We start from the raw sequence: 25,569 nt of genomic DNA, 5'->3' as shown, positions 1-25,569 counted from the left end.
ATTAGTCGAAAAAAATGTATGGAGAGTAGAAAAAATCTTTTGATTCAGGGATTGCGAGAGGTGGAAGTGGTTTTTTGCTTGTTCTGTTGACGCCTCAAGAACCAACCTAACGTTGGGATGGTGAGAAAAGCACTGTCATCCACATTGACTTTACAGTTCCCGCAGGTTGCGGCCTGATTGTCGTTGCCCTGTGAGTCGTCTGCAGCTGAGTTCTTCCCGTAGTCGTCGTCACTGGCTGATGGGTCTTTGTTCGATAAGACTATCTTTTGAGGGGAACGAGGATCGTTGGAGACAATCATAAGATCAGCCTTTTCAGTCCCTGTACTGGTGGTGGAGCGGTAATTGATGGAAATTGTGTGGTCTCCTTCGGGAGGTATATCAAATGGCCCTGGAGTTGGTGTAAACGCTTTGTTCGAGCTGGTCACGCTCTCTACGTGTGCGGCCATTTTCCCAGTATTGCGGATCTTAACCGTTTTGGTGGCATCGAACCCGGAAGACACCTGACCAAAACTGACTGCATTAGGCACACTGACGTTGGGGAGGGGAATACTGATCTGCTGTTTAATATCTAGTGTGATAGGCGTAGGAGTATTGATGTTGATTTTGGAGTTGGAGAGGGTATTTTGGATGTTGTTGTTGATACTGTCCATTACGCTATTAAGGACTTGATTGAGAGCGGCCGCTCCGAACATGGATAAAATACCGTCACCAAGTATCTTGAGTTGGAGAGCGACTTTGATCTCGGGAAATATGACTACGGTTGCTTTAAAGGGGACTTGAGCCTTTAGTTCAGCGTCTCCTTCGATGGCATCGCACCCTGAGCCGTTATCGCAAGTGAATTCAACAGTACTATCTACTCCACGGAAGTAACCATCTGTCCCTGGTACACTGAATTCGACGGTTTGATACACGAATGTACTCTGTACGTCAGCTGCTAGGGAAATATAGGTTTTATTCCGATCTGGATCAAACCAATTGTTGTTGACAATGTCGTTGAGTTGTTTCCCATTGAGGGTCAGCAGGTCGACACTTTTTTTTTGAATGGAGGAGTGTGTATTATTCCCTTGGATCTTCGTTTGCAGTGAAACTGGGTCAAAGGCCCACGGTATGAATGAAATGGTTCCGGAAGAGTCTGCAGGTGTGTTAGGCGCAGCCACAGTCTGAAGAATCAGACTCATGGGCATCACAATTTCTAGATCTTTGAGACTGCTAAATGATGCATTGAGAGGAATACGAAAATACAGATCAGTGATTGGTGTTAGTCGATATTTGACTGAAAAAATGCCTTGCCCATTGCTGGCTGGCGTTAGAATAATCTTTTTTGGATTTTTTTGGTCCCATGTTGCTTTGATAACTGCCTTCTGCGACATGTCCACCGAAATAGTGGGGAATCCGCTGATGGATCGGAGATCGAGGGCTGCACGAAACTGGAAATAAATGCCTGAGCAGTGATCCGGAATTTGTTCATTGACGGCTGGGCAGGCCGGCATCCATCCTGTATTGGCCGCAGTAGGAAATCCCTTCATATAATCTGTTTTAAGAGGGATAGCTACCGCAGAACAGTTGCGGTTATCGCCACATATGCTAGCTGTCACATCTGCATCGGCCCCGGGACCATTTTGGCCAGCAGCCTCCTTCCCAAGCAGTACAAGAGAAGTGGCCAGCATCGGCAAAGCAAGTATTCTAGAATAGGTCATCGAAGTGAAGCTCCAAAAGTAAAGGCAAAGGAATGAGAGGTAGCTAAGTAAAGAAGAGAAAGTGAGAAAGGTCAGGAAGAAACGGTGTGCATTTCCTCACTAAGAAGTAGTTAGATCAATTGTTCAAAAAAAACTAATAAAGGGACGAATTTTTGTTGGATAGAGCTTGTCTGCTACCAAAAATGGCTGTTCCTAGCCGGCTCCAATTTGCTCCGCCCTCGATTGCTTCTTCAAAATTGGTGGACACTCCCGTGGACAGTTCGGGGAGTGAAGTGGCATTGTAGCTGAAACGCAGGGCGGCGATTTGTTCAAAGGTGTGGCGAGTGATCGATAGAGAAGCGAGTGAAGCCATGGTCATAAGCCCTTATTAAAGTAAATTCTGTTTTGCGAAAGGTTGCCTGCATGACTTTATCTAGAGCGGGAAATGCTGTGCTTTTGATGCTTCTATGCAACGTTAACCTGGATTAAAACATGCGTTCGCTTTGCACGGTGTTCAGGCGAGCGAATTCGTTTCATATGCCATTCGAGATCGGAGATATCACGGAGAGCTGCTGGTTTTGCAGCGAGCTCTTGGGCGTAATTCTCTCCAAAAGCGTTCTTCCCTGCTTGATAGACTTTTCGTATCGCTTCAATTTGGGACCTGTTTTGATACGGCGAGGATACAGATCGCCTTTCTTGGACGATTGCATTGATTTGCAAGAGTATTAATACTGTTGCGAATCGTCTCGAGCTTTTGGGTGATGAGGTGCAGGTTGTTTTCTTGACCTTGCAGCGCAGCGAATTTAGCCCATCTTGCGCTGATTAATTTTCTGGATCCAGCCGGCTACAGCCTCTGCGCTAGGTCGATGGAAGGAAATTTTTCCTGCTGCAATCTCCCGTAGAGCCGTGACGCCTGGTTTGTTTTTAGAAGGGACGAGAGGAGCTGCCCCTTTGCGCAACTGCCTTTCTCGTTGAGAGGCTAAAATCACAAGAGCAAACCGATTGTCTTCATGTTCAAGAGCGTCTTCTACTGTAACCCGTGCCATACCAAAACCCTTTCTGTAATGAACTGCAGGAAAGTAGACTAATTTTCCTAATCTCTCCATCCTGGATAAGGAGGGACTTCATGGAAGAATGAAGGAATGTAAAAAAATGTATGTGATGTTTTTAGAAATGCAAGTCCAATCGAAAATATGGACAAAGAATTAAGATTACTTGACACCTCCTGCGTTCTTCGGTCCCCTATGCTCCCCTGACATCGCAAGAGTAGCGCACAATGAAGTGTCTTTGTTGAAAAGGATCAAATTTTATTTTTTTCTCTTTTGAACTGTTTTACAAATGTTTAAAAAAGAAAGATGCGTAGTGGATGAAGGGTTATCAGTTCTTACACAAAGCTGGAATCTAGAGTGGAATGTGGAGGGCAACATGGGGCTCGTCATTCAAGATGATGGGGGTTTCCAGGGGAAGGAATCCATGTCATTCGTTTTTTGCTTTCTTGTTGGGAGAGGTTGGTCTGCATTCGAGAGGGCGAAAGCTCCTGCATATGGAGGGGACGGTGTCTATTCATAAAGAGAATCCAGAATCGGTGAGGGAGAGGCAGGTCTTCCAAGAGACTTTGCTGAGGGAAGCAAAAGGGCACCCCCATTTCATTAAGATGGCACTTCTCCTAGGTGAGCTAAGGGCAGCTCACAATTATGAGACCCCTCCTGGTTTTTCGATGCCAGATCATTACACCCTGAAGGATTTAATTTGGGGGATTATGTGTTATTTGGGCCCTTCAACTCAAAAAATCCTTGAAATCGTCTGCCTTTCGGTGATGCCTCTCACGCTGCGCGAGATCGTTCGTATCACTCAACTTCATGAGCAAGATTGTGTGGAGTGCATTCGAAGATTGAAGGTGGCCCATTTTTTGGTTTCGAAGTTGACAAGGCATCACGAATCTCTTTTTGAGCCTTCTCATGCCCAGGTGCGAGAGGCTGTTCGTTTGCATATGGCTCCTGAAGTGGCGACTGCCTACCATCGGGATATCGCTCTCATCCTTGAGAATAGTGAGCTGTGTGTGCGTGAACCTGAAGCGCTCGCTTTTCATTGGCAAGAAGCTGGAGATAAGAAAAAAAGCGCTTTCTATCTGTTGCAAGCGGCAAAAAAAGCGGAGCAGAGCTTTGCATTTAATCGAGCGGTTGAATTTTATCATAGTTACATGCGTTTGACTTCGCCCAACTCAAGAGAGGCGGTTGTGCTTCTGACCAGACTGGGGGATGTCCTGACCAATGCAGGGCGAGGGAAAGAAGCGGCTGATACGTACCGTAAAGTGGTGGTTCAGCTCACTGAAGTTCCAAAGATTGTTGAGTTGCGTAGAAAGATCGCAGAACAGCTTCTTTGGAGTGGATATATGGAAGAAGGGGCCAAAGAGCTCGATAGCCTATTGAAGCTTGTAGGGATGGATATATCCCGGGGGACTTGGAAAAGGTTGGGTTTCTTCCTATTGCATAAGGTGGGATGGGGTTATAAGTACTTAAACTGGATCCGAAAGGAAAGTCAGATCCCTCCAAGCGAATTGGCCAAAATGGATATCTGTTGGTCTGCAGCGGTGGGGTTCAGTATGGTTGATGGGCGGCGTGCGGCAGAGTTGCAAGAGACCCATTTGCTAATGGCTTTGCGGTGGAGAGAACCCTATCGTATCGCTAGGGGGTTAGCGATCAAAGCTATTGATACTGCTTTTGGAGGGGTAGCAGCTGCATCGGAGACATCTTTTTTGCTTCGTAAAGTGGAAGAGATCGCTTGTAAGGTAGAGAAACGTCCCTACATCAATGGGCTGCTCTCTCTCGCAAAGGGGATTGCCAGTTTTGAAATTGGACAGTGGGAGAAGAGCACTCTTGAGGTAACTGCAGCGAGGGAGATCTTTTCCAAAGAATGTACGGGGGTTGCTTGGGAACTGGATACCTGCGAATCCTTTTTATTTGTTGCGCTCTGCTACATGGGAGAATATAAACGACTTTCAGAAGGGGTTCTTGAAGCCTTCAAAGCTGCCACGGATCGCGGCGATCTCTATTTTTCGGTTCAGCTTAGAACAACGGATATGAACATCGCTTGGCTCGTTCGAGATCAGTCTGAGGAGGCCAGAAAACATGCGATGCACGCCATTGGTCAGTGGAGCACAGGGTATTATAGCCTACAGCATTATTATTATCTCTTTGCTATGGCGAATATTGACCTCTATGAAGGAAATGGAGTGACTGCACATCAGCGAGTGGAATCGGAATGGATGGCTTTGCAGCATTCTGGTGTTTTGGGGGTGGAAGCCCCTCGGGTGGAAGCTTTGTTCCTTCGACTCCGCGCTGTTTTAGCTGCGAGCGAAGAGGTGGATCACAGAAAAGCCTTGTTGGATAGTGCGGAAGAGGTGATTCAGCAACTCATGCAAGAGAAGTGTTGGTGGGCTAAGCCGTTGGCTCATTTTGCGCAAGCGGCTGTCTTCTATCAAAATGACCAAAGGGACGATGCGGTCAAAATGTTGCAAGAGACCTCTGATATTTGTACACAGAGAGATATGAAAGGCTACGCTTCTGCAGCGCGTTGGTATTTAGGTTGGCTGTCTCAGGGTGAAGAGGGGGTACAAAAGATGGAATCTGCCACTCAATGGCTCAAGAACCAGAGTGTTAGAAATCCAACTCGGATGATATCGATGCTGATGCCTGGATTCGGAATTCATCAAGGAATGTAAGCCCAAGAACTGCTTGTCGGGGAAAGTTCGGATGGAAGGAGAGCACCGGTTTTGGGGAGGGTGATTTGATACAAATATTCCAGCATTTCTGGGATATGTTTGGCAGATAAGATCACAAAATCTGCCGCTCCCATATCGAGCATCGGGCTGACTTCTAAAGGGGGTAGAGTAGCCTCCTCTTCCAAGGCCACCATGCACCACTTCCTCCCTTTGTACCGAAACCATCTGCGCACCTTTGCCAAAAGGGAGGGGAGGTAAATAGACCCCTGAGGGCTCAGTGGAAACAGACGTACGATATTGAATAGCCCTAAAATATGAGTCCCTCTGCACGCGTATTCGGCAATAGCTACCGCTTGAGGCTCGTCGGATTGGTAGGCTACAAAGATTGCCCTATCACGCTCGAGGTTTGCCCTTTTCCAGTATTTTTTTAGGTCTTCGAAGGGCAACAGTTCTTTCGTAAAATCGAAAGCTTTCACGTAGGGTTGTGGACGTATTGTAGCGATTTGATTTGCAATGAACTCAATAACGGAGGGGGAGAACTCATGCACCACTTCATGAGGGGGTGGTGGAAAAGAGGAGGGTGGGTCGATCTCGCAATTCATTTCTAATAAACGGAAAGGGACTATGGCTACTGCGTTGCTGGAGGGGAATTGAGAAACGAAATGATGATAAAAAAATCGACTCCAAGTTTTCTTCGCTAGGAGATAAGTCATAATCCATTGAATGGATTCATGCCGTTGAACACGCTCGTATAAATGCAAGTGAATATTGCGTAGGACAAAACGACTGGATATCCCTTCTGGTGTATCCCCTTTTATCTTCGCCAGGTGAAACGCATACCACGTATTTTTATACAGATTGATCCCTGAGGTTGCTGCAGCGATTCCCCATCCTGTCGATGGCCAGATCACGTGACAGCCCATGGATGGGTGATTTTTAAACTGTTCAGCAACATGAATAAAATCTTGTTTGCTGTCCTCAAAGTCAGAGCGTTTTCTGAGAGAGAGCTCAAAATATTGGCAGCTATTATACAGCGTCCACAATTTTTCTGCCCACGTGCTGTCGGAGTGCGTATGAGGATGAAGGCGTTCTCCGACCCATGCGTCCAAAAATTTCTCATCGCAGAAGTGGCGTGGATAGATGCGTAGATGATAGATCCACCCTTCTTGCACTCTACTAATTTCTTTGACTTCTCCATGTAAGTAGGCAATGTTGAATTGATTCTGTAATTGGATATCGCGTATCCAAGAACCAGTACGGATTTCCACAATCTCTTTTTCTGTGTGGAAAGAGAGACCTTCATAAGAGATGTCTATGAGCGATAGGAGGTTAAGGGATCTAATGCTCATGTGGAGTGGATCATTTGAAGATAACCGAATTCGTCGATATTTTCGGTTTCGTCGACAGACCAATGGATTCGGAAGTGATGTGTACAAGCAGGAACCGATCTGTTCTACTGCGTGGACTTTTCCGTAAAAAAGCGAATTGTATCCAGGTATGTGGATCGTGAAGGGGGAAGGGGGTGCATCTTGTGTGATAACCCAGCAGAGCGTTGCATGATTGTCTGGTGTATTGTCGGTATCTGCATGAGCGAGGATCGGTTGGGCAGTTATGCAAGTGCCTGATGCAGTTGTTAAAAATGGGGTTTCACCAATCCGTGCGAGCTCTTGAATCCTGCAATAGATGAGCTCAGGATCGCGTATTTCCAGCTCGTAAAATGGTGAAGGGGGAGAAGAAGAGGTGGGATGATTTTTCTGAAGGGCTTCGAAGAGATCATTCATCATGGTTTTCGTTTCTGGATCAAGTGTTTCAAATGAAGCACCGAGACGAAAACCGGATTTTCCTGGGATTTCTTTCTGCCACCGCACTCGGCTGGTTCCGCGCCCATGGCTCAATCCTGAGTGCAGTAAGAAAGAGAAGACTGTACCTACTGAAGGTGGGGGGAGCCCACTGGGGATGTCAAGTGAGAAACCACATGGGCTAATGTCATGAACTTTGTAACTGCGCAGGCCTGTCTGGTTGGAGTTGGTTTCCATCTTGATCGATACATCGCAGCTTAATTTAAATCGCGTGTTAATGCGTTGAAGAAAAGTGGAAGATTTTTTTAGGTCCATGGGAGCATATCGTTACATATTGTGAGGACTGAGGGGGGACTAAAGGAGAAAGGGGATCAATTTCCAGGTGTGCTGTTGGTAAATCTGATATTTTGTCCTCAGTTTTGCTTGCAAGAACAGCTCTTCTCGATGGATTCTGTAGAGATAGGATGGCAGTACGAGCAGGCATGTGAGAACAATGCATAAAGTTGAGCGGAGCATCAAAAATGACGCAACGAAAGCGAGCAAAATAGATAGGTAAGAAGGGTGGCGAACAAAATGATAAGGCCCTTCTTCAATTAACTCCCAGGGACTTCCGTCATCGTTCACCGTGCTTGTGAAAAATTTTCCGAGGATGTTAATGGTCCATACCCTGAGGAAGATAGCTCCCCCCATCAGTGCAATTCCAGAGATGCAAGTTATTGACCAAGGGGATGGGGTGGTTATGGATCGGTAAGTGAATTCTAAAATAGCTGATAGGGTGGTAATACCTAGAGCAATGAGGATGTAAATAGCTGAAAGACAATCGGATTGGTTGTGAATAATCTCTTTGATTGTAGGTAGAGGGGGATGGGTGATCAGAATCGCCCAAATAGCGAGAGTGAGGATCCATGGCCCTGGGTGGAGCATTCTGTGAGGGTTTCCTATCATGGGTAGAAAAATAAATAGGATGGAGAAAACGAGAGGCTTCATACACTTGACTCCTCGGGCTAATCGAAGGGAGGTAATCTTAGAAATTCAATTATATTGGAAAATGAGAGCAAATAGGAACTGCGTCATACACGAATCAACCTTCCTCCCTCTTCCTGTCTATATTATGACGAGATAGGGTGCATGATTTCATTATTTTTCTATTATGAGAAGTATGAAAGAAAAAGATAAAGGGAGGTGTGTGCTTTTGCTCTCATGTGTTTAGTACTTGAGGGAGCGTCGCTTCTTTGTACCTTGAGCCCCTAAATTAAGCTAAGAATGAGGCTTGTGTCTCTCGTGCAAGCAATGAAATGTAGGGAGGAGTGGCTGAGTGGTCGAAGGCAGCGGTTTTGAAAACCGCCGTACTGGCAACGGTACCAGGGGTTCGAATCCCTTCTCCTCCGCAAATTCTCCTGAGAATAAGGATGTGATCTGAGGTATTTAGGGGATAGAGAGAAAGGATTTGTCGGTGCAAAAGAGGATGGTTGTAGGCAAAGCATTGTCCATCCCATCGAGGGGAGATGGGAGTTCCTTGCCAATCGGTGATGATTCCTCTTGCACCTTGAATGATCGGGATGGGTGCTGCAACATCATAAAATTTCAAGTCAGCCTCTACAGTGGCATCGATGGCACCTGAAACGAGCAGCCCCAAACCGTATCCATCCCCCCTCCGTAGGAAGAAAACAAAAAGTGTTTTTTGATCTGTTAAAAGCAATAGCGTTCATTAGGGTGAAGGAACGTATCAGGAGGAGTGGACTGTAGGCTTGCGTTCAGTAAAGGATTGAGAGGGGAAGGGGTGATCGGTGTCCCATTGTATGTAGAGATTTCTCCCTGGATCCCTATCCATCTCTCTTTTAAAATCGGTTGATCAAGGATTCCAAGGAGGGGGATGCCACTTTTCACCAAGGTTGCCAGAAACGTGTAAGTTGGCTTTCCCATGGCAAATGCTGTTGTCCCATCAATGAGGTCGATCACCCACGTGAACTCTTTTTCCTCGCGAGTTTCTCCACATTCCTTCCCTTCCCCCAAATGCGATGATTGGGACACTCTTTTTGGAGGAGTTCGCGCACTGCTTGCTCCGCCTGTCGATCAACTGCGGTGACGATTGAAAGGGGATCCCCTTTCTGTTAGATGTCTAACTTCTGACGAAAAAAGCGTATGGTTATCGTGCCGGCTAGATGAGCCATGTGGTGAGCTATCTGTATCCAAGAGGTTTCTCCTTTTCCTTGTGCATTGAAGGTTAAAAGACAATGGTATTCTTTATAGAATATACTATCTTGATAGAACAATAAAATGCTCAAGGTGACTTCGAAACCCAATTTGTGTATCGCTTTGCAGAAGTCAGGAAGGCTTTTAGAGGGGAACCTCAATCTGTTAAAACAGTGTGGTCTTGATTTGGAGAGTTCATCCAAATCACCTTCTGTTCAGAGAAAGGCAGTTAGGGATCGATTTTTTGTTTGTAAGGGATGACGATATCCTTGGTCTTCTTGAAAGTAGTATGTGCGATCTCGAATCTGTTGCTAGTCTCCAAGGGTGTACAATTGCTACCTTATATCCGAATACGTTGAAGTATTTCTTGGATGCGAGGGGGATTCAGAGTCAGGTTGTGGTCATGCACGGTTCGGTAAAGATGGCTCCTAAGATAGGGATTGCAAATGCGATCTGCGATCTCGTGTCGACAGAGTGGACACTTATCGAGAATGGCCTCCAAGAAATAGAGCATGTCCTAGACAGCCAGGCAGTTTTGGTAGGGAACCCTGATGCTGTTCAGGGGAACAAGCGCGTCCTTCTAGATCAACTGTTGCTTAGAATGAAGGGAGTCATTCACGCAACAACCAGCAAATGTATCATGCTTCATGTGGACAAAGAAAAGCTGCCTCTGGGTTGTAAGGCACTTCCAGGGCGTGAATCCACCACCGTTGTTGAGTTACGAGGGATGAGCAGCAAGGTTGCCCTGCACGCTGTCAGTCGAGAGGATGTGTTTTGGAATACGATAAAACAACTGAAATCGTTGGGGGCGACTTCGATTCTCGTGGTGCCTATTGAAAAGAGTATGGAATAAAGATGAAACGGTTTGTTTGGACAGAGCTTGGGGATGTGACGTAGAAAAGCAGAAGCTCATGGTGCGCCACTGTATCGGGAGAGGGAAAACGATTTCCGGCTCGGTTCGGGAGATAATTGGTCAGGCTCGGCAGCAGGGGGATGATGCGCTGAGGCAATTTACCCTTCAGTGGGATCGATTTCGTCTCGAACATTTCAAAGTGACGGAAGAAAAGATGCAGGCTGCTTACCGATTGCCGTATGGCATTATTTGTCCTGCGATTCTGTTTATAGCTTTAAAGTGCGGGGTCAAAGAGATTTATAGGGGGGATACAGGCGATCGCAGCGCTTGCCTATGACATTGTGACGATCCAAGGTGAATAAAATTTTTGGGTCTGGTAATGTGCATGTGACGGAGACCAAATTGCAAGTGGCTGCTGATCCGCAAGATGCTGCTTTGGACATGCCTGCTGGCCCTTCTGAAACTGCTATGCTTGCAGATGAAGAGCTTGATCCGGATCTTATTGCAAGTGAACTACTTGCTCAGGCGGAGCATGGTGAAGAATCGCAGGTGGTGTTGATTACACCTAGTTAGCAGATTGCTCAACAAACACAAAAACAGATCCGCGTGCAGATTGAAAATCTCTCACGAAAATTGATCATTGAACGGTCACTTGCAAAGAGCATAGTTGTAATTGCTCCAGATTTGAAGTCCTGCTTTGACATTTCTAATCTCTATGCGCCAGAACATCTCATGCTCCAGATTAATGCTTCTGAGAATTATATCGAGTGGGTTCGCAATGCTGGTTCTGTCTTTTGGGGTGCGTGGACGCCTGGGGCGGTCGGTGACTGTGCCAGTGGAACCAACCATGTATTGCCAACCGTGTGTGCGTGTGTCTATAGTGGAATGGGTGTAGAAACGTTTATGAAGTCGATTACCTTTCAACAATTGACGCTAGAGGGGTTGTTTGAAATAGGGTCTGTGGTGGCGCTGCACTGGAAGGCTTCTCTGCTCATTAGCGATCGGTGAGTATGCATCTCGACTGAGTTCGTAAGGAGAGATAAAGAATGGGGTGATTTAAAAAGTTAGTCAGACCTGAGATCTTGCATTTGTCCAACTACTCTTCTGCTCCCTCTAAGGTGTGGAAGAAGGACTCGTACATCTTGATGCTGAAGAAAGTTTTTGTGCCCCCTATCCTGGCGATTCGGTTACAGAGAGATTGAACCGCTATCCAAATCCACAGCCTTCACCTTTGCTCGCTTGATTGTCTCAGATCATGAATGTCCCTTCGGATCACCTCCTCTTGACGCAAGGACGAGGAATGGATGAGGGAATTGAGCTGTTGATTCGGGCTTTTTGTGTCTCATCACTGGACGCCGTTGTAACTACCCCACCTGCTTTTGGCTATTATAGCGTTGCTGCTGAAATAGCTGGGATTCAAGTTCGTTCTATCTCACTCCAGGAAGAGGAAGGATTTACGTTTCATCCAGAGCGCTTGTTGGCTGCTTGGTCCCCTTCCATCAAGGTGATCTTTCTTTGTACTCCCAATAATCCAACAGGGAACTGTATCCCTCCTCGCGTGATCTGTTCTTTGTGTGAAGCGTTGGAGGTTCGAGCGTCGTAGCTGTTGATGAAGCCTATATTCGTTACGCGTCTCAAAATTCTTTGATGGGGCACTTAAAAACATATCCCAACCTAGTCGTCATGCATCCGTTCTCTAAAGCCTATGCGCTTGTAGGAGCTCGACTGGGCATCTTAGCCGCTGCTCCATTGAGGAAAATTCTCCCTCCTTATCCTCTGGCTATCCCTTCTGTCTATGCTGCGTTGCGCGCCCTGTTCTCTTTTGTGCTCATCCTTGATGAGGGAGCGAATCCAAGAGGTGAAGGAAGAGCGGGAGAAGTTGGTTCATCAGCTGAGTGTCTTGCGTAATGTCCTACACGTTTATCCGAGCGAGACAAATTTTTTGTTGCTTAAGATTACCAGATGAGAGCGCCTTATATGAGAAACTGATTAGAGCTGGGATTTTGGTACGCGACAGGAGCTAGTCGATCCCCCATACGATCCGTATTACAGTGGAGAGTCCTCAAGAGAATGAGCTACTATTGCAGGTGTTGAGCGGTAGCTCTTTGCATGTGCTGAAGCCAACCAGAGAAGCTATATATTCTCGGAAAAACAAAGAGACAGAAACAATTTTTCAGGTAGATCTCGATCCGGTTTCTCCTGTCTCGATCCCAACCAGGGATCGGTTCTTTTGACCACATGTTGGAATAATTTGCACATCATGGGGGCTTGATGCTCAATATCCAGGCGCAAGAAGATCTGCATATCGATGCTCACCACACGGCTAAGGATGTTGCGATTGTGTTAGGCCAGGCTCTTAAGCAAGCTATGGGAGATAAGAGAGGGATAGAGAGGTATGGCTTTATGGTTCGATGGATGAGGCACTCACATGGCTTGCGCTTGATTTGGGGGGGAGGGGCACCTTGTATGTTCGATGCTCATTTCCCGATGGCGTGGATTCAACAATTCCCCACGGATATGGTCAAATACTTCTTCTCAACGGTTACCTTTCATCTGGGAGCAGCGATTCATATCAGGACAGTGGGAGAAAATAACCATCGTATGATGGAGAGCAGTTTCAAGGCATTTGGAAAAGTATGGAAACAGGCAATTGAAAGAAGGCATGGGAGGGTTCCTTCTACAAAAGGGACTTTATGCAAAGAATTGTTGTTGTCAAAAGCGGTGGAGCGAATTTCAGGTCTGTGTTTAATAGTCTCCTTCATTTGGGAATGGAAGCAGAGTGTAGCTCGGATCCTCAGGACTACGCGATGCTTCAGTTAACCCAGGATCATCTCATGACAGTGATTAAGAAGTTGCGTCAACCGGTTCTCGGAGTCTGTTTGGGGATGCAGATCCTGTACGAGTTTTCTGAAGAAGGAGAAGTGGAAAGGATAGGCGTATTTCATAAAAAAATGGATAAAATAACCTATTCGCCGAGCTATATGATCCCTCATATGGGGTGGGATAATTTGGAATGAACCCAACAAGAACATCCTATCGTTCGTCATATGGTGGAGTCCCCACATTTTTATTTTGCTTACAGTTACAAGGTACCTGTGGATCGGTGGACGGTCGCTGTGTGCACCTGTGACGGTGCATTGAGCGCTATTGTTCAACGTGATAACTTCTATGGGGTTCAGTTCCATCCAGAGAAATCGTGTCAGCTGGGACTCCGCTTGATTTCCTATTTTCTCAGTTTATGAGCAACGTGATTATCTATCCCTCCATTGATATTCAAAAAGGGGAATGTGTATGGCTGACTTTAAGGTTAGTTTGATCGGGTTACAGCCTATTCGACACATCCTGTCCAAATCGCGAGGGAGTGGGTTGAGCAGGGAGCATCTTGGTTACATGTGGTTGATCTGGACCGAGCACGCTATCCTCGGGCCAGACAGGTTTCTCTTGTGCGGGAGATAGTTCAGTCTGTTTCTATCCCGATGCAAGTGGGTGGTGGAGTACGTATGGAAGAGGATGAGGATGTAGAAGAGCTTTTGTCTTTTGGGGTTAGTCGAATGGTGGTGGAGAGAGTGTGTGTTCATCATCCTTCTTTTGTTCACCAATGGCTTTCTGGATTCGGTGTGGGGAGAATCCACCTTGGCATTCGATTGTCGGCGTGATCAGAGTGGGATTTTCTTTTTGAGAGGAGGGGTGGCAAAAGAAAAGTGAATTGACATTGTGGGAAGCTTTCCATCAATTGTCTGAGGCAAAGCACGTGCTCTGTACGGATGTCGAAAAAGACGGGACTTAAAGGGGCCTCATGTAGCTCTTTATCAGGATATTCTGAACAAAATCCTGCGATTGCTCTTCAAGCATCGGGCTGGATTCGGGATCTCTGCGATGTGCAGCTGCTGCGCGCGATGGGAGTACGGGGAGCAATGATTGGAAAAGCGTTCTATGAACAGACTATTTCGCTCAAGGAACTCTCCTCGTGATAGAGAAAATGATTATCCCCTTGTTTGGATGTGAAAGATGGGAAAGTAGTCAAAGGGTTCGCTTTCGAGATCATCAAGAGATGAGTAATATCCTTGAATTTGCAGAATGCTGTGCAAAGGAATGGGCAGATGAGTTGGTCTGCTACGGTATCATTGCAAGCAGCGAGGGTCATTGTATCAGCTTGGCATGGATGGAGCGGGTAGCTTGGCTATGTTTGTATCCCCTTTTGTGTAGCGTGTGGGATTCGAATGGTCCAGGAAGCAGAACAGATCCTAACACATGGTGCTGATAAAATTTCTATTAATTCCCCATCGCTGGAGAGAGCTTCTCTGATTGAAGAGTTGGTGGAATGATTTGGCAGTCAGTGTGTCGTCGTGGGGATCGGTAGCTTTTCGGAGAAAGGATGTTTTGTAGTCTATTAGTATACAAGTAACTTGCATCGAAGTTGGTCTACTCTACGATCGACTCAGAATTGGGTTCACGAGGCTCAAGAATGAAGGGCAGGAGAGATTACTTTAAACTGCATGAATGTTGACAGTGTGCGGCAGGGGGATGATATCGGTTGGCTCCAGCTCTTGCGGGAGTGGATTGGAGTTCCTCTAATCGCTTCAGGTGTGACTGGGACGAAGGAGGACTTTAGAGAAGTGCTGATGCTTGCTCATGTCAGCGGTGCGCTGGCTACGAGTGTATTCCCTCAGCGCCTTTTGTACATCAATTAGCTCAAAATAGATCTCAGTCATCAGGGAGTTCCCGTCCAAATCCGAATGGGAGCTGAATAGAGCTCGAACAATTAGATTTTGAAAAGGTGAGAGGGTTGCTGCCTGTTATTGTAGAGGATTCCAGGACGCTCAAAATTCTGGTGCTCGGATTTATGAATCCAGACACTTTGCAGAAAACCATCACAAGCAAAAGGGTGATTTTTTGTAGTTGGAGCCGCTATTCCCTTTGGAAAAAAGGGTAAACTTCCGGGAACTATTTATGTGTGCGTGGAATCTGCATGGATTGCGATCGGGATGGTCTGCTGATCTATGCAGAGCCTTGTGTGGCCCGACATGCCATGAGAGGACTCTTCTTCTTGTTTTGGGGAGTGTCCTACCCCTGGGATAGGGGCTCTTTCGGATCTCATGGATATCATTTAATCCTGCTTTCAACATCCAGAGGAAGGGAACTATACTTCTTCCTTACAGGTGGGATAGCATTAAAGAAGTAGCGCAGAAAGCAGGTGAAGAAGAGGTTGAAGTGGCACTCACTGCGGTGACTGAGTCGGATGTTGATTTTCTTGGGGAGACAGATGATTTGCTGTATCATTTGTTGGTGTTGATGCAGATGAAGGGACAGTCCTTTGCTAAACTAGGGGAGGTACTGCGCGCTCGCATGAAGGTAAAAAAAGTGGATCTGCCTGACTTAACGATTAAATTGTCTTGGCTCTAGATTTTCTTTTGATCCGTTTTAAGATCACTTGATAACCCTGCTGAGGCTCGTGATTGAGGTATCTGGCGATGCGTACAATGGTAGCCAAGCTCGTTCCTGTTTGCTGATGGATATCTCGATAGGAGAACTGTTTCGTGTCTAATAGCTGACAGACACGCCATCTTTCTTCCATCGCGGTTCTCTCTTGTGGAGTGCAGAGGTCTTCTAGAAATCGTTTGCATTCATCCTCTGTTTGCAACAGAAGGATGGCCTCATACAGCGATAGGCTTGATGGAGAAACGGGAGGATTCATGAAGGAAGGGAGGAGATTCTATTTTATCTGTGAGCGAAGTAGTTCTTCGTCGATCTGTTTATCGTATTCATCAGGTACTTGCAATTCCGATTCGAATGAAGAGGACGAGGACGTGGAAGAGAGAATAGAAGAGCCTTTTCGCCAGGAGTAAGCGAGGTAGACCAATCCCATCCCAGCAAGACCGAGTGCGGCGAGAAAACCAGAGGCTATCTTTTTGAAAGGATCTCCAACTGGGACGGCCCGTATTCGATCGCCATAACGGAGGATGAGTTCACGTTCAATCTCAACATCGGATTGGCCTGCCAGGAGACGTTCATGGATCTCTTTACGAAGCTGTTGGGCAAGATCCGATTCGTGTACATCAAGTGATTGATTCAAGCAGCAAGGGGCGAGGAGGCGAGCTTCGAGCCTCTTCTCCCCTGGGGCAGATGGAAGGGGGGAGGATGGCTCCGCATAAGTCAAGGGGGCCAACCAACAGAGAAATGCAAAGATATTTTTAGTGACTCTTTTGACTTTAAAGTTCATGTGGTTTTTGTAGGGCGAGCCATTCAACATCGCGCAGGAGCTGTTTGGCTCGCTGTGCATCTTCCGCGTCGTAGTAACCGCGGATGTTCCCTTTCTGATCGACGAGGACTAACCAATTGCCATGCATGATTTCCATAATGCCAGCACTGGGATTGGCCTTTTGGTAGAATAGTTTAAACCCTTGAATCACCACACGGTCAAGATCCTGGCTCTCCCCCGTCAAAAAGAACCACCTGGAAGCATCTGCACCATATTTCTGGGCGTACCGGAGGAGTTGGGGAGGGGTGTCATTTTCTGGATCAACGGTAATGGAGAGCAGACGAACAGGGAGTGGATTCGCGAGTTCCTTCCATCGCTTAAGAAGAGATTGATCGATCTCGACCATGTGTGTAGTGAGCCGTGGGCAAATGCTTGGACAGCGGGTAAAGAAGAAATCGATGATTAGGATGGAACCCTTAAGATCTGTATCATTTATTGTCTTCCCTTCTTGATTGAGCATCTCGAAAGAGGGCATCTGACCCAAAAGTGGGGGGGGAGAAGAGCGAGGCAATCGATTGAAAGACCAGAGCATGGCGTAAACTGAGAAGAGAAGAGCAGCTCCGATAGTGACTGATAAGAAAATCAGTTTTTTTGGCGAAGAAGAGCGCTGGGAAGATGTATCCATGAGATGGTTTCCGTGAGGTTGGCTGGTTTATTAAAAAACAGAATGAAAGAATGGATACTTATTTATGCAGATCGTTCCCTCAGAGAGGAAGCTCCTGCGACATCAAGTCGCACCCTATTCATGTCGGTCTTAAGATACAACCCTCCTCATGAAAGCAAGTTTATCCATCCTAGCTATTTTCTCTTTTCTTTCTTGTACGAGTGTGGATCCCAATCCTCCTCCTAATGCTCAAGAGGAGAGGGGAGAGGATGCAAGCCAAGATATGAGTCAGCAAGGAGAAGCAGAGGAGAAGTCAAGCGTCTCCCCCCTTTTGTTCCAGGGGGAGAGCAAACGAAAACATTTCTATGTTGAATTACGCATGACCCCTTCTCCGCTCCGTCTTGGTGATGCTACCGCGGAATATCAAGTCACTGATTTCATCACTCGACAACCCGTCAATAATCTAGTTGTAGAAATGACTCATTCGATGGTTGGATGTGGCTGTCGGCCTAAGAAACAACCCGAGAGCGAGGCTCGGGGGAATGGGAAATACCAGGTCGCTCCTATTCTTTTTCATAAAGCTGGTTTATGGCTTCTGCATGCACGCTTTCGTACAAAAGATTTGGGCCCATTAGAGGACGAGCTAGATGTGCGTGTACGTGTGGAGTAGTACGTGATGCAGTGGTGGAAAAGAGGGATTTTGTTTAGCCTAGTTCTTTTAATCTCTCGTTCTGTTTACGCGCAGGCATGCTGCTCAGGGGCAGCTGTCCTTAATCCTGGACGGCTCGCGCTTCATGAAGATGCGTTGGTGGGTATGCAAACGTTTGTCGAAAAAATATATGGATCTTTTGGTCCAGAAGGAGAATATAGACCTTTGTCCGAAGGTACATCGGATATTAATGGAAGAGGGGAGTTGTTTGCCTCCGTCCGCTGGCTGGAGATGGGGCAAGTCCACCTGATCGTTCCAATGGTCTGGAATTATCGCGAAGCCAAAAACCTTTCCTCATTTGGGGGGGGACTTGGAGATGTTCGTTTGAGCGCGCGCTATGATTTCTTTTTGGCTGGGAAAAACCTTTATTGGCCGGGGATTGCTGTGCTGGTTGGGGTTGTCATACCTACAGGGATTCCTGCAGATCAGGCAGAGCGCCCTCTTTTAACAGATGAAACAGGGACAGGTTCATGGCAGGGGACTGGTGCGATTGCTCTTGAGCAAGTATGGGGTCGTTCTCTAGTCAATTGGACCACAGTGGTTACTCAACGCATCCCCCGTTCTGTATTCGGCAGTAAGCAAATGTTGGGGACTCAGGTTTGGTTCATTGGGAGCTGGGCTTACTTGTTTAAAAACGAAACGGGGATAGCGTTCTCTTTCCGCTATGCTCTGGAAGGGGATATGGCTGTCAACGAAGCATCGATCCCTGGTACCAGTCGAGCCTCGATGGTGGCCAGCTTATCTGGTACACTCCCCATTATGGATACCTGGAGACTACAAGGGGGGGGATATATGGTCCCACCGGTTTCACATTGGTTATGGAATGGGACAGCCCATGCAGGCGTCTTCTTAACGCTAATCCGTTCGTGGTTTTAACATGCACTTCATTGCTTTTCTTTGGATTGTGATTTGCTTTATCGGCTGTAAAACAGCAAGACCTCTTATTGTCCCTTCTGTCTTTCTCGAGAACAGCGGGGAATCACCGATTCTCCTCAATCAGGCAGTCACCAAATCTCGACTGACGGTCCTTGTCTTTTTCTCGCCGACTTGCCCTTGCCAACGCGCCCACGACGCCCGTTTGATCGAGTTGTACAACCTCTACCATCGTTTGGGAGTCCAATTCTGGGGGGTTGCTTCCGAAGTAGGTCTCTTTCAGGATGATCTCATTCGAGAGCAACACGAGCGTGGCTACCCCTTTCCTATTCTCCTCGATACAGGTGCAACGCTCGCCAATGCAGTGCATGCTGAATATGCCACTCATTCTCTTGTCATCAGTCCCGAAGGCAAAATCCTCTATCAAGGTGGGATTGATTCAGACCGCTCGCATCTTAGCTCCGACGCCACTTCCTTTCTTGCAAAAGCGATCGAAGATGGCCTAGCGGGTCGTCCCATTCGAATTCCACAAGCCAAGACCCTGGGCTGTGTTCTCCGCCTCCCCTGATCTGACACTGAAGACCAGGAGAATAGACCATATTTTGCATATGTTATGAACTGTATCATACTACTAAGGGTCATGCTACTGAGAGAGGAAGGGAGATTCTTGCTTGTTTAGCCTATCGAGTTTGAAGAATCAGGAAGAGAGGTTGAAGTAACGTTAATAGCAAGAAACCCGTGGCAGCGATTATCCTTTCTTCTTTTCTGCATGAGTTGTTTAAAGAGCGTTTGGAGGTGCTGAGGAGGAAAAGGCGAGTTGCCCTTGGTGTTCTCTTATGTGGAGAGTGCTGTTTTGAGGTAGCTTTTTCTGAAGGAGCATCTCTGCGATGGGGGCTTCGATAAGTCGACTGAGGGTTCGACGCATAGGTCGAGCCCCCATTTCTTGATCAAAGCCGCCGGCATCGAGTAAAATTTCGATCACTTGAGGGTCTACTTGGAGGTGGATTCGGTGCACGCGCTCTATTTCTTGTATAAGAGAGGTTAGCATCCGTTTAGCGATCTCGGCCACATCCTTGCGTGTGAGGGGGGCCAGGGCGAGGATTTCGTCAAAGCGGTTGAAGAGTTCAGGAGGAAGCGCGCTTTTGGCGCTGGCGATGACCTGGTCAGTGTACGTCCTGGTCATGTCTTGGGCGGAAGGGAGGAACCCCATCCGTCCTTTCGACTGAGCTGGCAATGCGACTTCAGATCCTAGATTGGATGTAAGAATGAGGACAGTGTTCGTGAAGTTAACGGTACGCCCTTGGCCGTCTGTCAGTCGCCCCTCGTCGAGGACGGGAAGGAATAGTTCGAGAACGTCTCGGTGGGCTTTTTCCATTTCGTCGAGTAGGATAACCTGATAGGGACGCCGTCTGACAGCGGATGTCAGCTGTCCACCCGCTTCGTGGCCTATGTATCCAGGGGGGGAACCGATCAGTCTGGCGATCGAATGGGACTCTGCATATTCGGAGAGGTCGAGATGGGTGAGCGCATAGGGAGAGCCGAAGAGGAATTCCGCGATCGCTTTAGCCATTTCGGTTTTCCCGATGCCAGTAGGGCCTAGCAGAAGAAAGGAACCGATCGGTCTTGCAGCCTGAAGCCCGGAGCCGTGCCTGCGGAGGACAGCGGCAATCCGTTGAATCGCATCGTAGTGACCTACGATTCGTCGTGCCAGGACTTCTGCCACCCGCAATAACCGATCGTGGTCAGTTTCAAGGAGGCGCTCATTTGGGACTCCTGCAACTTCAGAGACGATTTCTGCGATCTGTTCAGGTTGGACTTGAGAGAGCCCTTTGCGGCGAGCACGCGCTCCGGCCAGGTCGAGAAGGCTTATCGCTTGATCAGGTAAAGCGCGATCAGAGAGATACCGGCTACTCCATTGGACACTTGCCTTCAGCGATTCTGATGGATATTGCACTTGATGATAGGTTGCGAAAGAGAGGGAGACTTGTTGGATGATGTCCAGCGCTTGTTCAGAAGAGGGGGCTTCTATCTCAACAGCGGTGAAACGGCGGGTAAGGCCTGCATGTTCTTCCAGGATCCTGCGGTACTGTTCCTCAGTTGTAGCACTGATGCACGCAAATTCTCGTTGGCTGAGGGCTACCTTGAACTCACAGAGTCCCTCTTCATTTGCTTCTTCAAAGAGACTGTGCATGTCATCGAAGAAGAGGATAATTTTCCCTTCTCCACGCTGCACTTCAAGTTTGAGTTGGGCTAGTTTTTCAATCAAAGAGCCGCGCATTCCTGTTCCTGCTAGGAGAGCAGGAATCGTCACCTCGATCAGGATCCGCTCATCGAGTGGGTGAGATGTGAAGGCCGTGTGGAAAGCGACTCCCCGTACAATACTGGTCTTTCCCACTCCAGGAGGGCCGATGAGACAGGGGTTATTTCCTTCCCGTTTGGCGAGGATATCCAGTACTTTTTCGATCTCGCGTTGTCTGCCTACCACTTGGTCCAGTTGTCCGGAAGCGGCTGCGAGGGTCAAGTTTTTACCCAGTTGGTTGAGTAAAGGATAGCACTTTGGATCGAGGGAGAACCGGTTTGCATGAGGTTTAAGGCTACACGAAGTAGCCATCATTTTTCTCTGTATAACAGGTCGTGTCGAAGAAGCTGGTTTCCTCGGTGAAAGGGTGGGAGGATGGGCTGAGGGAGGGGCTGGTGAAGGAGAACCTGAGCGCGGAATTGGGGAGACGGAAGAAGGGTTTTTTTTCTCTTTCCCGCACCTGTCCTTTGGGGAGTGAGCGAGAGGTGAAGAGAGTGTCGATTGGTAGACACGGTTGATGGATGCAGTGTGTGCTTCGCCTGGAATTGTGACGAAGCGTCGGGGTCCTACAAGTCCCAAAGCAAGCTGCATCGCAGCAGTTCGGAGCTTGGTAATATCGATGCCGTGCCGTTCCAGAATGAGATAAGCTATACTGTTGCGGGCTTGACATAGGGAGAATAGAACATGAATGGCCCCTGGTTTTTGTACTGGGGAACGCATGGCAAAGAGCTGACTTCGCTTAATCAACCGTTGGAAGGTATCTGGGTTCTCTTGAACATCTCCCTTTTTTGCTCCCTCCAGGAGAGGATGAATCTCTACTTTCCGTTCTCGGAGCAGATCGCAAGCATGAGACGGTTTTTCGAGAAGGGCTGCCAGCAAGTGAACCGTTGTGAGCGTTTCCTGACGTCTCTTCGCGAGATGGTAGGCTCTTTCTTGGATATGATCGATCTCGGATTCATTTGGCTTCATGATTCAAGCTCGGTCCTATCTCTATAGGGAGTTCAACTGGGTGTGAGCAGTTGGCGACGATATCGAGCTGCAGAACGCTTGTACTCTTTTCGAAAGGGCCACTGGTAAGGGACCAGCTCCTCTAAGATTGCAGCATTCCACGAAGGGGGGGATTCCTTTGCTAAGAATAACCAAACTCCTCCTTCTTTTTTGATTAATTGGACACCTAACTGAAGCCATTCAATAGGGGGAAGAGTTGCTCGGCTCATGGCCACTTCAAAACGTGGGCTATCCGCTAGGAGCCTCTCTCCCTGGACAGGCTCCAGGTGGAAATTATCCCGACCGATCCGGTGCAAAGTAGTTCGTAAAAAAGCGACCCGCTTGCTCAGCGGTTCAACAAGGGTGACGTGCAGATCAGGACGTAGAATGCCAAGGGCTAGGCCAGGGCTACCCCCCCCTGTGCCTACATCAACGACGGTTGCTGAGAACGGTATCCGTTCGCTAAGGATTTGAGCATCTGTAACCATTAGCTCTACAAGTTCGCTGGCGGACGATGCGGCTGTTAGATTCACATGTTGGTTCCATTCGCTCAGGAGATGGAGCCACTGCAGCAGCGGTTCACGCGCCTGGAGTCCCTGGCTGCAAGATTCCAGGACCCTGTCCAACAGAGGGGCGAGCGCATCTCTCATCGGCTTATTTAAAAACCTCTGAGAGAAGCTGCTTGGTGATATCCGCTGCAACCTGAGCAATCGAATCAACGAGTGGGATTTCTTTGGGGCAAACTTCTACACAATTTTGCGCTTTTCCACAGTCTTGAATTCCTCCTTCTCCCATGAGCGCTTGGAGCCGCTCTGCCGCATGCATTTTGCCAGAAGGATGAAGGTTGAAGAGACGAACCTGGCTGATAGCAGCTGGACCAATGAAAGAGGACGATGGATGGACTTGAGGACATGCTTCTAGGCAACAGCCACAAGTCATACAGCGAGATAGCGGATAGGTGATCTCCTGATTTGCTTGCGACTGGCGTTGCCCTGGTCCCAGGTCATGAGAACCGTCCAGGTGAATCCACGCTTTGACCTTTTTGAGATCGTTGAACATCCTTGAACGATCCACCATCAGATCGCGTACAAGAGGGAACTTGGACATTGGTTCAAGGACAATGACTTCTCCATGAGGGGCGATGCGATTGATCAGCGCTGTGCATGATTGACTAACCCGTCCATTGATCAGCATCGTGCATGCTCCGCACACTTCCTCTAGACAAACGCATTCCCACACAACTGGTGCAACCTGTTGCCCATCAACAGTCACTGGATTCTTTTGGATCTCCATCAATGCGCTGATCACATTCATTTGAGGTTGCCAGGGGACTTCAAATTCCTCCCATCGTTTCGTCTCAGGGTATTGAGGTCCGTCTTGGCGTCTAATTCTTAATTTCACAGTTTTGGTTAACATGGTTTGTGTTCCCTTCGCCTATGCGGTTGACTCTACCTGGGCTGAGTTCCTATCGAAGAGCTTGTGATATCATGATGGCGTGTTAAGTTGCCTTCTCTTTAAAAACCGCGCTGGCTGCACCCGCCTGCTCGTACTTACGTGCTCTCGGTGTCACCAAAGAAGTGTCGACAGTGTCTGTGACAGACACTGGCTGACCGTTGAGCGTATAATCAAATTCGCGGGTGAAGCGTACAGAGGAAGCTTTCCCTTCCTGACCTTCGTCGTGGAAGGCCAGTGTCGTTCGGAGGTATTCTGTATCGTTTCGTTCTTTGAATTCGGGCTTGTAGTGTGCACCGCGCGACTCGTTTCGGTTTTTGGCTCCTGTAGCGATAACGCGTGCGAGGACGATCATGTTGAAGAGATGCCTCGTGAATTGAGCTGAGGCATTTGTGTGTTGGCTTGAGTCCAGCGTTTGGATATGACGTGCGCGCTCTTCGAGCTCATCGATCTTAGCGAGAACAGCAGCGAGTTTCGCATTATGGCGCTCGATAGTACAGTCGATGAGCATGGTGGCTCCCAGCTCTTTGTGCAACTGATACGGATTCTCTTTCCCTTCCATTTTTAATAGGCGCGAGTAGCGTTCTTTTTCTCGAGCCTCTGCTTTTTCAAAGAGCGAGGAGGGGAGATCCCAAGAACTAACCTTCATGTTTTTTCGGTAACTTGCGATGGCAGGACCTGCTATCAATCCAGCATAAAGGGTGGATAGCAGCGAGTTAGCCCCTAGCCGGTTGGCTCCATGGTATTGGTAGTCCACTTCTCCTGCGGCATAGAGCCCCGGCAGGTTGGTTGCCTGGTTGCGTGGCGATCCAGGCATGAGGAGGCCATCGTGTGTGCGCTCGAAGTCACACCAGAGGCCACCCATCGAGTAATGGACAGCGGGGAAGATCCGCATCGGATTTTCATAAGGATTTTCTCCCACGAACTTTTCATAGATCTCCAGAATTCCTGCCAGCTTTTTATGCAGAATGGTCTTGGGCAGGTGGGTTACATCCAAGTACACTTCATTCTCATTCTTTTCACTGGACGGATTGTAAATCCCTCTCTTCTCATGAAAGCAGAGATGGAAGAGCTCTCGGCTTGCGATGTCACGAGGCACGAGGTTCCCGTATCCGGGATATTTCTCTTCGAGGAAGTAATATCGATCCTTTTCCGGCACATCGCGTCCAGCGCGTTTCTCTTTAGGATCCTTGGGGACCCACACACGTCCTCCCTCTCCTCTTGCACTTTCTGAAATGAGGCGAAGTTTATCTGCCCCTGGTATTGCTGTGGGGTGCACTTGGATAAATTCACCATTTGCATAGCACGCCCCTTGCTGATACACGGCGCTGGCTGCTGTCCCTGTATTAATTGTGCTATTGGTCGAACGTCCGAAAATGATGTTGGGGCCTCCTGTCGCTAGACAGACGGCATCCGCGGGGAACGCTTTGATTTCCATGGTTTTCACATCTTGGGCGACCAGCCCACGCACAATCCCTTCATCGTCGAGGATACAGCTTAGAAAATCCCACCATTCGAATTTGCGGACCATCCGCTCGCCTGGAATCACGATCCCGCGGGCATCTTCTGCATAGACAGTTTCATAACGGCGTACTTGCTCATCTAATGCGTAAAGCAGTTGCTGCCCTGTTGTTGCTCCAGAGAATGCTGTGCGGTGGTAGAGTGTTCCTCCAAATCGCCGGAAATCGAGGAAGCCTTCAGGAGTCCTGTTGAAAGGGACGCCCATACGATCTAACATGGCAACGATGCTTGGTGCAGCTTGAGTCATTGCCCGCACAGGAGGTTGATTGGCTAAGAAATCGCCCCCATACACAGTCTCTTCAAAATGGATCTGTGGAGAGTCCCCTTCTCCTTTCGTATTGACACTTGCATTGATTCCACCTTGAGCACAAACCGAATGAGAACGTTTAACAGGAACAAGGGAAAAAAGATCGACAGGGACACCTGCCTCACACAGTTTAACGACCGTGGCAAGACCAGCTAATCCTCCTCCAATTACAGCCACACGGCGCACTTTACCCGATGTGCTATATGTCAGATCTATCTTTGCCATAGTTTTATACTCCTCAATGCTTGGGGTGACTTTGAATCAGGAAAGGGGACACAGTAAAAACTTCTTCAGTTCTCTATCAGAGGAATAGGGT

29 protein-coding genes, 1 tRNA gene and 4 pseudogenes are annotated in these 25,569 nt (G+C 48.0%); 19 read left to right on the top strand and 15 right to left on the bottom strand.

Annotation, left to right across the window (positions count from 1 at the left end; genetic code table 11):
• Positions 1 to 44 precede the first annotated feature (44 nt).
• From BCY86_RS08905 to rpoZ, 4 genes are all read right to left on the bottom strand, one after another.
• Positions 45 to 1,697: an Ig-like domain-containing protein gene (locus BCY86_RS08905; RefSeq protein WP_083604306.1), complete on the bottom strand. Its 1,653-nt coding sequence runs from the start codon at positions 1,695 to 1,697 to the stop codon at positions 45 to 47.
• A 133-nt stretch (positions 1,698 to 1,830) separates the two neighbouring features.
• Complete coding sequence (locus BCY86_RS08900) at positions 1,831 to 2,049, bottom strand: hypothetical protein (protein ID WP_075277413.1); 219 nt, start codon at positions 2,047 to 2,049, stop codon at positions 1,831 to 1,833.
• Between the two features lie 92 nt (positions 2,050 to 2,141).
• On the bottom strand, positions 2,142 to 2,396 hold the full coding sequence (locus BCY86_RS08895) for a hypothetical protein (protein WP_075277412.1): 255 nt from the start codon (positions 2,394 to 2,396) through the stop codon (positions 2,142 to 2,144).
• Positions 2,397 to 2,479: 83 nt separating this feature from the next.
• Positions 2,480 to 2,722: a DNA-directed RNA polymerase subunit omega gene (gene rpoZ / locus BCY86_RS08890; protein ID WP_075277675.1), complete on the bottom strand. Its 243-nt coding sequence runs from the start codon at positions 2,720 to 2,722 to the stop codon at positions 2,480 to 2,482.
• Positions 2,723 to 3,231: 509 nt separating this feature from the next.
• Here rpoZ and BCY86_RS08880 point away from each other — a divergent pair.
• Positions 3,232 to 5,397: a hypothetical protein gene (locus BCY86_RS08880; RefSeq protein WP_075277410.1), complete on the top strand. Its 2,166-nt coding sequence runs from the start codon at positions 3,232 to 3,234 to the stop codon at positions 5,395 to 5,397.
• On the opposite strand, the gene BCY86_RS08875 is transcribed toward BCY86_RS08880, so the two are convergent.
• Together BCY86_RS08875 and BCY86_RS08870 are read right to left on the bottom strand one after the other, a co-directional pair.
• Positions 5,385 to 7,511, bottom strand: coding sequence for a hypothetical protein (locus BCY86_RS08875; protein ID WP_075277409.1), 2,127 nt, complete (start codon positions 7,509 to 7,511; stop codon positions 5,385 to 5,387). The two genes, BCY86_RS08880 and BCY86_RS08875, sit on opposite strands and share 13 nt — an antisense overlap.
• Positions 7,512 to 7,550: 39 nt before the next feature.
• Positions 7,551 to 8,183 carry a methyltransferase family protein gene (locus BCY86_RS08870; protein ID WP_075277408.1) on the bottom strand — a complete coding sequence of 211 codons (633 nt, stop codon included), beginning with the start codon at positions 8,181 to 8,183 and terminating at the stop codon, positions 7,551 to 7,553.
• 314 nt (positions 8,184 to 8,497) lie between these two features.
• On the opposite strand from BCY86_RS08870, the gene BCY86_RS08865 reads away from it, so the two are divergent.
• Positions 8,498 to 8,584 (top strand) — tRNA-Ser (locus tag BCY86_RS08865).
• A 68-nt stretch (positions 8,585 to 8,652) separates the two neighbouring features.
• Here BCY86_RS08865 and BCY86_RS10885 read toward each other — a convergent pair.
• Positions 8,653 to 8,832: pseudogene (locus BCY86_RS10885) on the bottom strand (inositol monophosphatase family protein); the annotation flags it as partial.
• Positions 8,833 to 8,885: 53 nt separating this feature from the next.
• Complete coding sequence (locus tag BCY86_RS08855) at positions 8,886 to 9,227, bottom strand: inositol monophosphatase family protein (protein WP_075277407.1); 342 nt, start codon at positions 9,225 to 9,227, stop codon at positions 8,886 to 8,888.
• Between the two features lie 451 nt (positions 9,228 to 9,678).
• Between BCY86_RS08855 and hisG the strand changes: the two genes are divergently transcribed.
• From hisG to hisE, 14 genes and pseudogenes are all read left to right on the top strand, one after another.
• Entirely contained in the window at positions 9,679 to 10,242 is a 564-nt protein-coding gene (gene hisG / locus BCY86_RS08845) for an ATP phosphoribosyltransferase (RefSeq protein ID WP_156865201.1), read from the top strand.
• Between the two features lie 58 nt (positions 10,243 to 10,300).
• A complete protein-coding gene (locus BCY86_RS08840) occupies positions 10,301 to 10,579 on the top strand; it encodes a histidinol dehydrogenase (protein WP_156865200.1) in 279 nt (92 codons plus the stop codon).
• Positions 10,580 to 10,596: 17 nt separating this feature from the next.
• Positions 10,597 to 11,250: pseudogene (locus tag BCY86_RS08830) on the top strand (histidinol dehydrogenase).
• Between the two features lie 247 nt (positions 11,251 to 11,497).
• Positions 11,498 to 11,845: an aminotransferase class I/II-fold pyridoxal phosphate-dependent enzyme gene (locus BCY86_RS10595; RefSeq protein WP_156865199.1), complete on the top strand. Its 348-nt coding sequence runs from the start codon at positions 11,498 to 11,500 to the stop codon at positions 11,843 to 11,845.
• A gap of 44 nt (positions 11,846 to 11,889) precedes the next feature.
• A complete protein-coding gene (locus BCY86_RS10590; protein ID WP_083604304.1) occupies positions 11,890 to 12,150 on the top strand; it encodes an aminotransferase class I/II-fold pyridoxal phosphate-dependent enzyme in 261 nt (86 codons plus the stop codon).
• A gap of 354 nt (positions 12,151 to 12,504) precedes the next feature.
• Positions 12,505 to 13,062, top strand: a pseudogene (locus BCY86_RS08810) (hypothetical protein); the annotation flags it as partial.
• 14 nt (positions 13,063 to 13,076) lie between these two features.
• Complete coding sequence (locus tag BCY86_RS10145; RefSeq protein ID WP_172824853.1) at positions 13,077 to 13,259, top strand: glutamine amidotransferase-related protein; 183 nt, start codon at positions 13,077 to 13,079, stop codon at positions 13,257 to 13,259.
• A 30-nt stretch (positions 13,260 to 13,289) separates the two neighbouring features.
• Positions 13,290 to 13,484, top strand: a complete 195-nt coding sequence (locus BCY86_RS10880) for a glutamine amidotransferase-related protein (protein ID WP_075277396.1) — start codon at positions 13,290 to 13,292, stop codon at positions 13,482 to 13,484.
• Positions 13,485 to 13,571: 87 nt separating this feature from the next.
• Positions 13,572 to 13,898 (top strand): annotated as a pseudogene (locus tag BCY86_RS08795) (HisA/HisF-related TIM barrel protein); the annotation flags it as partial.
• A 108-nt stretch (positions 13,899 to 14,006) separates the two neighbouring features.
• Positions 14,007 to 14,213 carry a HisA/HisF-related TIM barrel protein gene (locus tag BCY86_RS08790; RefSeq protein ID WP_075277394.1) on the top strand — a complete coding sequence of 69 codons (207 nt, stop codon included), beginning with the start codon at positions 14,007 to 14,009 and terminating at the stop codon, positions 14,211 to 14,213.
• A gap of 219 nt (positions 14,214 to 14,432) precedes the next feature.
• Positions 14,433 to 14,567: a HisA/HisF-related TIM barrel protein gene (locus BCY86_RS10875; protein WP_420814561.1), complete on the top strand. Its 135-nt coding sequence runs from the start codon at positions 14,433 to 14,435 to the stop codon at positions 14,565 to 14,567.
• Between the two features lie 156 nt (positions 14,568 to 14,723).
• The gene (locus BCY86_RS10215; protein WP_275935859.1) at positions 14,724 to 14,933 is read left to right on the top strand and encodes a HisA/HisF-related TIM barrel protein; all 210 of its coding nucleotides are present in this window, start codon (positions 14,724 to 14,726) and stop codon (positions 14,931 to 14,933) included.
• Between the two features lie 152 nt (positions 14,934 to 15,085).
• On the top strand, positions 15,086 to 15,175 hold the full coding sequence (locus BCY86_RS10870) for a hypothetical protein (protein ID WP_420814560.1): 90 nt from the start codon (positions 15,086 to 15,088) through the stop codon (positions 15,173 to 15,175).
• 158 nt (positions 15,176 to 15,333) lie between these two features.
• A complete protein-coding gene (gene hisE, locus BCY86_RS10395; protein ID WP_083604301.1) occupies positions 15,334 to 15,645 on the top strand; it encodes a phosphoribosyl-ATP diphosphatase in 312 nt (103 codons plus the stop codon).
• Here hisE and BCY86_RS08775 read toward each other — a convergent pair.
• From BCY86_RS08775 to BCY86_RS08765, 3 genes are read right to left on the bottom strand one after another with little or no spacing between them, the layout of a single operon-like run.
• The gene (locus BCY86_RS08775) at positions 15,626 to 15,937 is read right to left on the bottom strand and encodes a YerC/YecD family TrpR-related protein (RefSeq protein ID WP_075277393.1); all 312 of its coding nucleotides are present in this window, start codon (positions 15,935 to 15,937) and stop codon (positions 15,626 to 15,628) included. The genes hisE and BCY86_RS08775 overlap by 20 nt on opposite strands.
• Before the next feature lie 18 nt (positions 15,938 to 15,955).
• Positions 15,956 to 16,462, bottom strand: a complete 507-nt coding sequence (locus BCY86_RS08770) for a cytochrome c-type biogenesis protein (protein WP_075277392.1) — start codon at positions 16,460 to 16,462, stop codon at positions 15,956 to 15,958.
• A complete protein-coding gene (locus BCY86_RS08765) occupies positions 16,452 to 17,126 on the bottom strand; it encodes an SCO family protein (RefSeq protein ID WP_083604300.1) in 675 nt (224 codons plus the stop codon). The genes BCY86_RS08770 and BCY86_RS08765 overlap by 11 nt, the downstream gene beginning before the upstream one ends.
• Positions 17,127 to 17,274: 148 nt before the next feature.
• Between BCY86_RS08765 and BCY86_RS08760 the strand changes: the two genes are divergently transcribed.
• From BCY86_RS08760 to BCY86_RS08750, 3 genes are read left to right on the top strand one after another with little or no spacing between them, the layout of a single operon-like run.
• Positions 17,275 to 17,775, top strand: a complete 501-nt coding sequence (locus BCY86_RS08760) for a hypothetical protein (protein WP_075277391.1) — start codon at positions 17,275 to 17,277, stop codon at positions 17,773 to 17,775.
• Between the two features lie 6 nt (positions 17,776 to 17,781).
• Positions 17,782 to 18,690, top strand: a complete 909-nt coding sequence (locus tag BCY86_RS08755) for a hypothetical protein (RefSeq protein ID WP_075277390.1) — start codon at positions 17,782 to 17,784, stop codon at positions 18,688 to 18,690.
• A gap of 1 nt (position 18,691) precedes the next feature.
• The gene (locus BCY86_RS08750) at positions 18,692 to 19,255 is read left to right on the top strand and encodes a redoxin family protein (RefSeq protein ID WP_075277389.1); all 564 of its coding nucleotides are present in this window, start codon (positions 18,692 to 18,694) and stop codon (positions 19,253 to 19,255) included.
• 210 nt (positions 19,256 to 19,465) lie between these two features.
• Here the strand turns inward: BCY86_RS08750 and BCY86_RS08745 are convergent, their stop codons facing one another.
• The 4 genes from BCY86_RS08745 to sdhA form a co-directional block, all read right to left on the bottom strand.
• Complete coding sequence (locus tag BCY86_RS08745; RefSeq protein WP_075277388.1) at positions 19,466 to 21,955, bottom strand: AAA family ATPase; 2,490 nt, start codon at positions 21,953 to 21,955, stop codon at positions 19,466 to 19,468.
• Between the two features lie 32 nt (positions 21,956 to 21,987).
• Positions 21,988 to 22,623, bottom strand: a complete 636-nt coding sequence (locus BCY86_RS08740; protein ID WP_075277387.1) for a 16S rRNA (guanine(527)-N(7))-methyltransferase RsmG — start codon at positions 22,621 to 22,623, stop codon at positions 21,988 to 21,990.
• Positions 22,624 to 22,627: 4 nt separating this feature from the next.
• Positions 22,628 to 23,389 carry a succinate dehydrogenase iron-sulfur subunit gene (gene sdhB, locus BCY86_RS08735; RefSeq protein WP_075277386.1) on the bottom strand — a complete coding sequence of 254 codons (762 nt, stop codon included), beginning with the start codon at positions 23,387 to 23,389 and terminating at the stop codon, positions 22,628 to 22,630.
• An 82-nt stretch (positions 23,390 to 23,471) separates the two neighbouring features.
• A complete protein-coding gene (gene sdhA, locus BCY86_RS08730) occupies positions 23,472 to 25,478 on the bottom strand; it encodes a succinate dehydrogenase flavoprotein subunit (RefSeq protein ID WP_075277385.1) in 2,007 nt (668 codons plus the stop codon).
• Positions 25,479 to 25,569 lie beyond the last annotated feature (91 nt).

The sequence above is a fragment of the Pajaroellobacter abortibovis genome (assembly GCF_001931505.1).
Lineage (GTDB): Bacteria > Myxococcota_A > Polyangia > Polyangiales > Polyangiaceae > Pajaroellobacter > Pajaroellobacter abortibovis.
This window is presented reverse-complemented; position numbering and strand designations above follow the sequence as displayed.

Coding starts and splice junctions, on each gene's coding strand:
- BCY86_RS08905 (WP_083604306.1), bottom strand. CDS start 1,697: ATGACCTATTCTAGAATACTTGCTTTGCCGATGCTGGCCACTTCTCTT.
- BCY86_RS08900 (WP_075277413.1), bottom strand. CDS start 2,049: ATGGCTTCACTCGCTTCTCTATCGATCACTCGCCACACCTTTGAACAA.
- rpoZ (WP_075277675.1), bottom strand. CDS start 2,722: ATGGCACGGGTTACAGTAGAAGACGCTCTTGAACATGAAGACAATCGG.
- BCY86_RS08875 (WP_075277409.1), bottom strand. CDS start 7,511: ATGGACCTAAAAAAATCTTCCACTTTTCTTCAACGCATTAACACGCGA.
- BCY86_RS08870 (WP_075277408.1), bottom strand. CDS start 8,183: ATGAAGCCTCTCGTTTTCTCCATCCTATTTATTTTTCTACCCATGATA.
- hisG (WP_156865201.1), top strand. CDS start 9,679: ATGTGCGATCTCGAATCTGTTGCTAGTCTCCAAGGGTGTACAATTGCT.
- BCY86_RS08840 (WP_156865200.1), top strand. CDS start 10,301: ATGGTGCGCCACTGTATCGGGAGAGGGAAAACGATTTCCGGCTCGGTT.
- BCY86_RS10595 (WP_156865199.1), top strand. CDS start 11,498: ATGAATGTCCCTTCGGATCACCTCCTCTTGACGCAAGGACGAGGAATG.
- BCY86_RS10590 (WP_083604304.1), top strand. CDS start 11,890: ATGGGGCACTTAAAAACATATCCCAACCTAGTCGTCATGCATCCGTTC.
- BCY86_RS10145 (WP_172824853.1), top strand. CDS start 13,077: ATGACAGTGATTAAGAAGTTGCGTCAACCGGTTCTCGGAGTCTGTTTG.
- BCY86_RS10880 (WP_075277396.1), top strand. CDS start 13,290: ATGGTGGAGTCCCCACATTTTTATTTTGCTTACAGTTACAAGGTACCT.
- BCY86_RS08790 (WP_075277394.1), top strand. CDS start 14,007: ATGTCGAAAAAGACGGGACTTAAAGGGGCCTCATGTAGCTCTTTATCA.
- BCY86_RS10870 (WP_420814560.1), top strand. CDS start 15,086: ATGAATCCAGACACTTTGCAGAAAACCATCACAAGCAAAAGGGTGATT.
- BCY86_RS08775 (WP_075277393.1), bottom strand. CDS start 15,937: ATGAATCCTCCCGTTTCTCCATCAAGCCTATCGCTGTATGAGGCCATC.
- BCY86_RS08770 (WP_075277392.1), bottom strand. CDS start 16,462: ATGAACTTTAAAGTCAAAAGAGTCACTAAAAATATCTTTGCATTTCTC.
- BCY86_RS08765 (WP_083604300.1), bottom strand. CDS start 17,126: ATGGATACATCTTCCCAGCGCTCTTCTTCGCCAAAAAAACTGATTTTC.
- BCY86_RS08760 (WP_075277391.1), top strand. CDS start 17,275: ATGAAAGCAAGTTTATCCATCCTAGCTATTTTCTCTTTTCTTTCTTGT.
- BCY86_RS08755 (WP_075277390.1), top strand. CDS start 17,782: ATGCAGTGGTGGAAAAGAGGGATTTTGTTTAGCCTAGTTCTTTTAATC.
- BCY86_RS08750 (WP_075277389.1), top strand. CDS start 18,692: ATGCACTTCATTGCTTTTCTTTGGATTGTGATTTGCTTTATCGGCTGT.
- BCY86_RS08745 (WP_075277388.1), bottom strand. CDS start 21,955: ATGAAGCCAAATGAATCCGAGATCGATCATATCCAAGAAAGAGCCTAC.
- BCY86_RS08740 (WP_075277387.1), bottom strand. CDS start 22,623: ATGAGAGATGCGCTCGCCCCTCTGTTGGACAGGGTCCTGGAATCTTGC.
- sdhB (WP_075277386.1), bottom strand. CDS start 23,389: ATGTTAACCAAAACTGTGAAATTAAGAATTAGACGCCAAGACGGACCT.
- sdhA (WP_075277385.1), bottom strand. CDS start 25,478: ATGGCAAAGATAGATCTGACATATAGCACATCGGGTAAAGTGCGCCGT.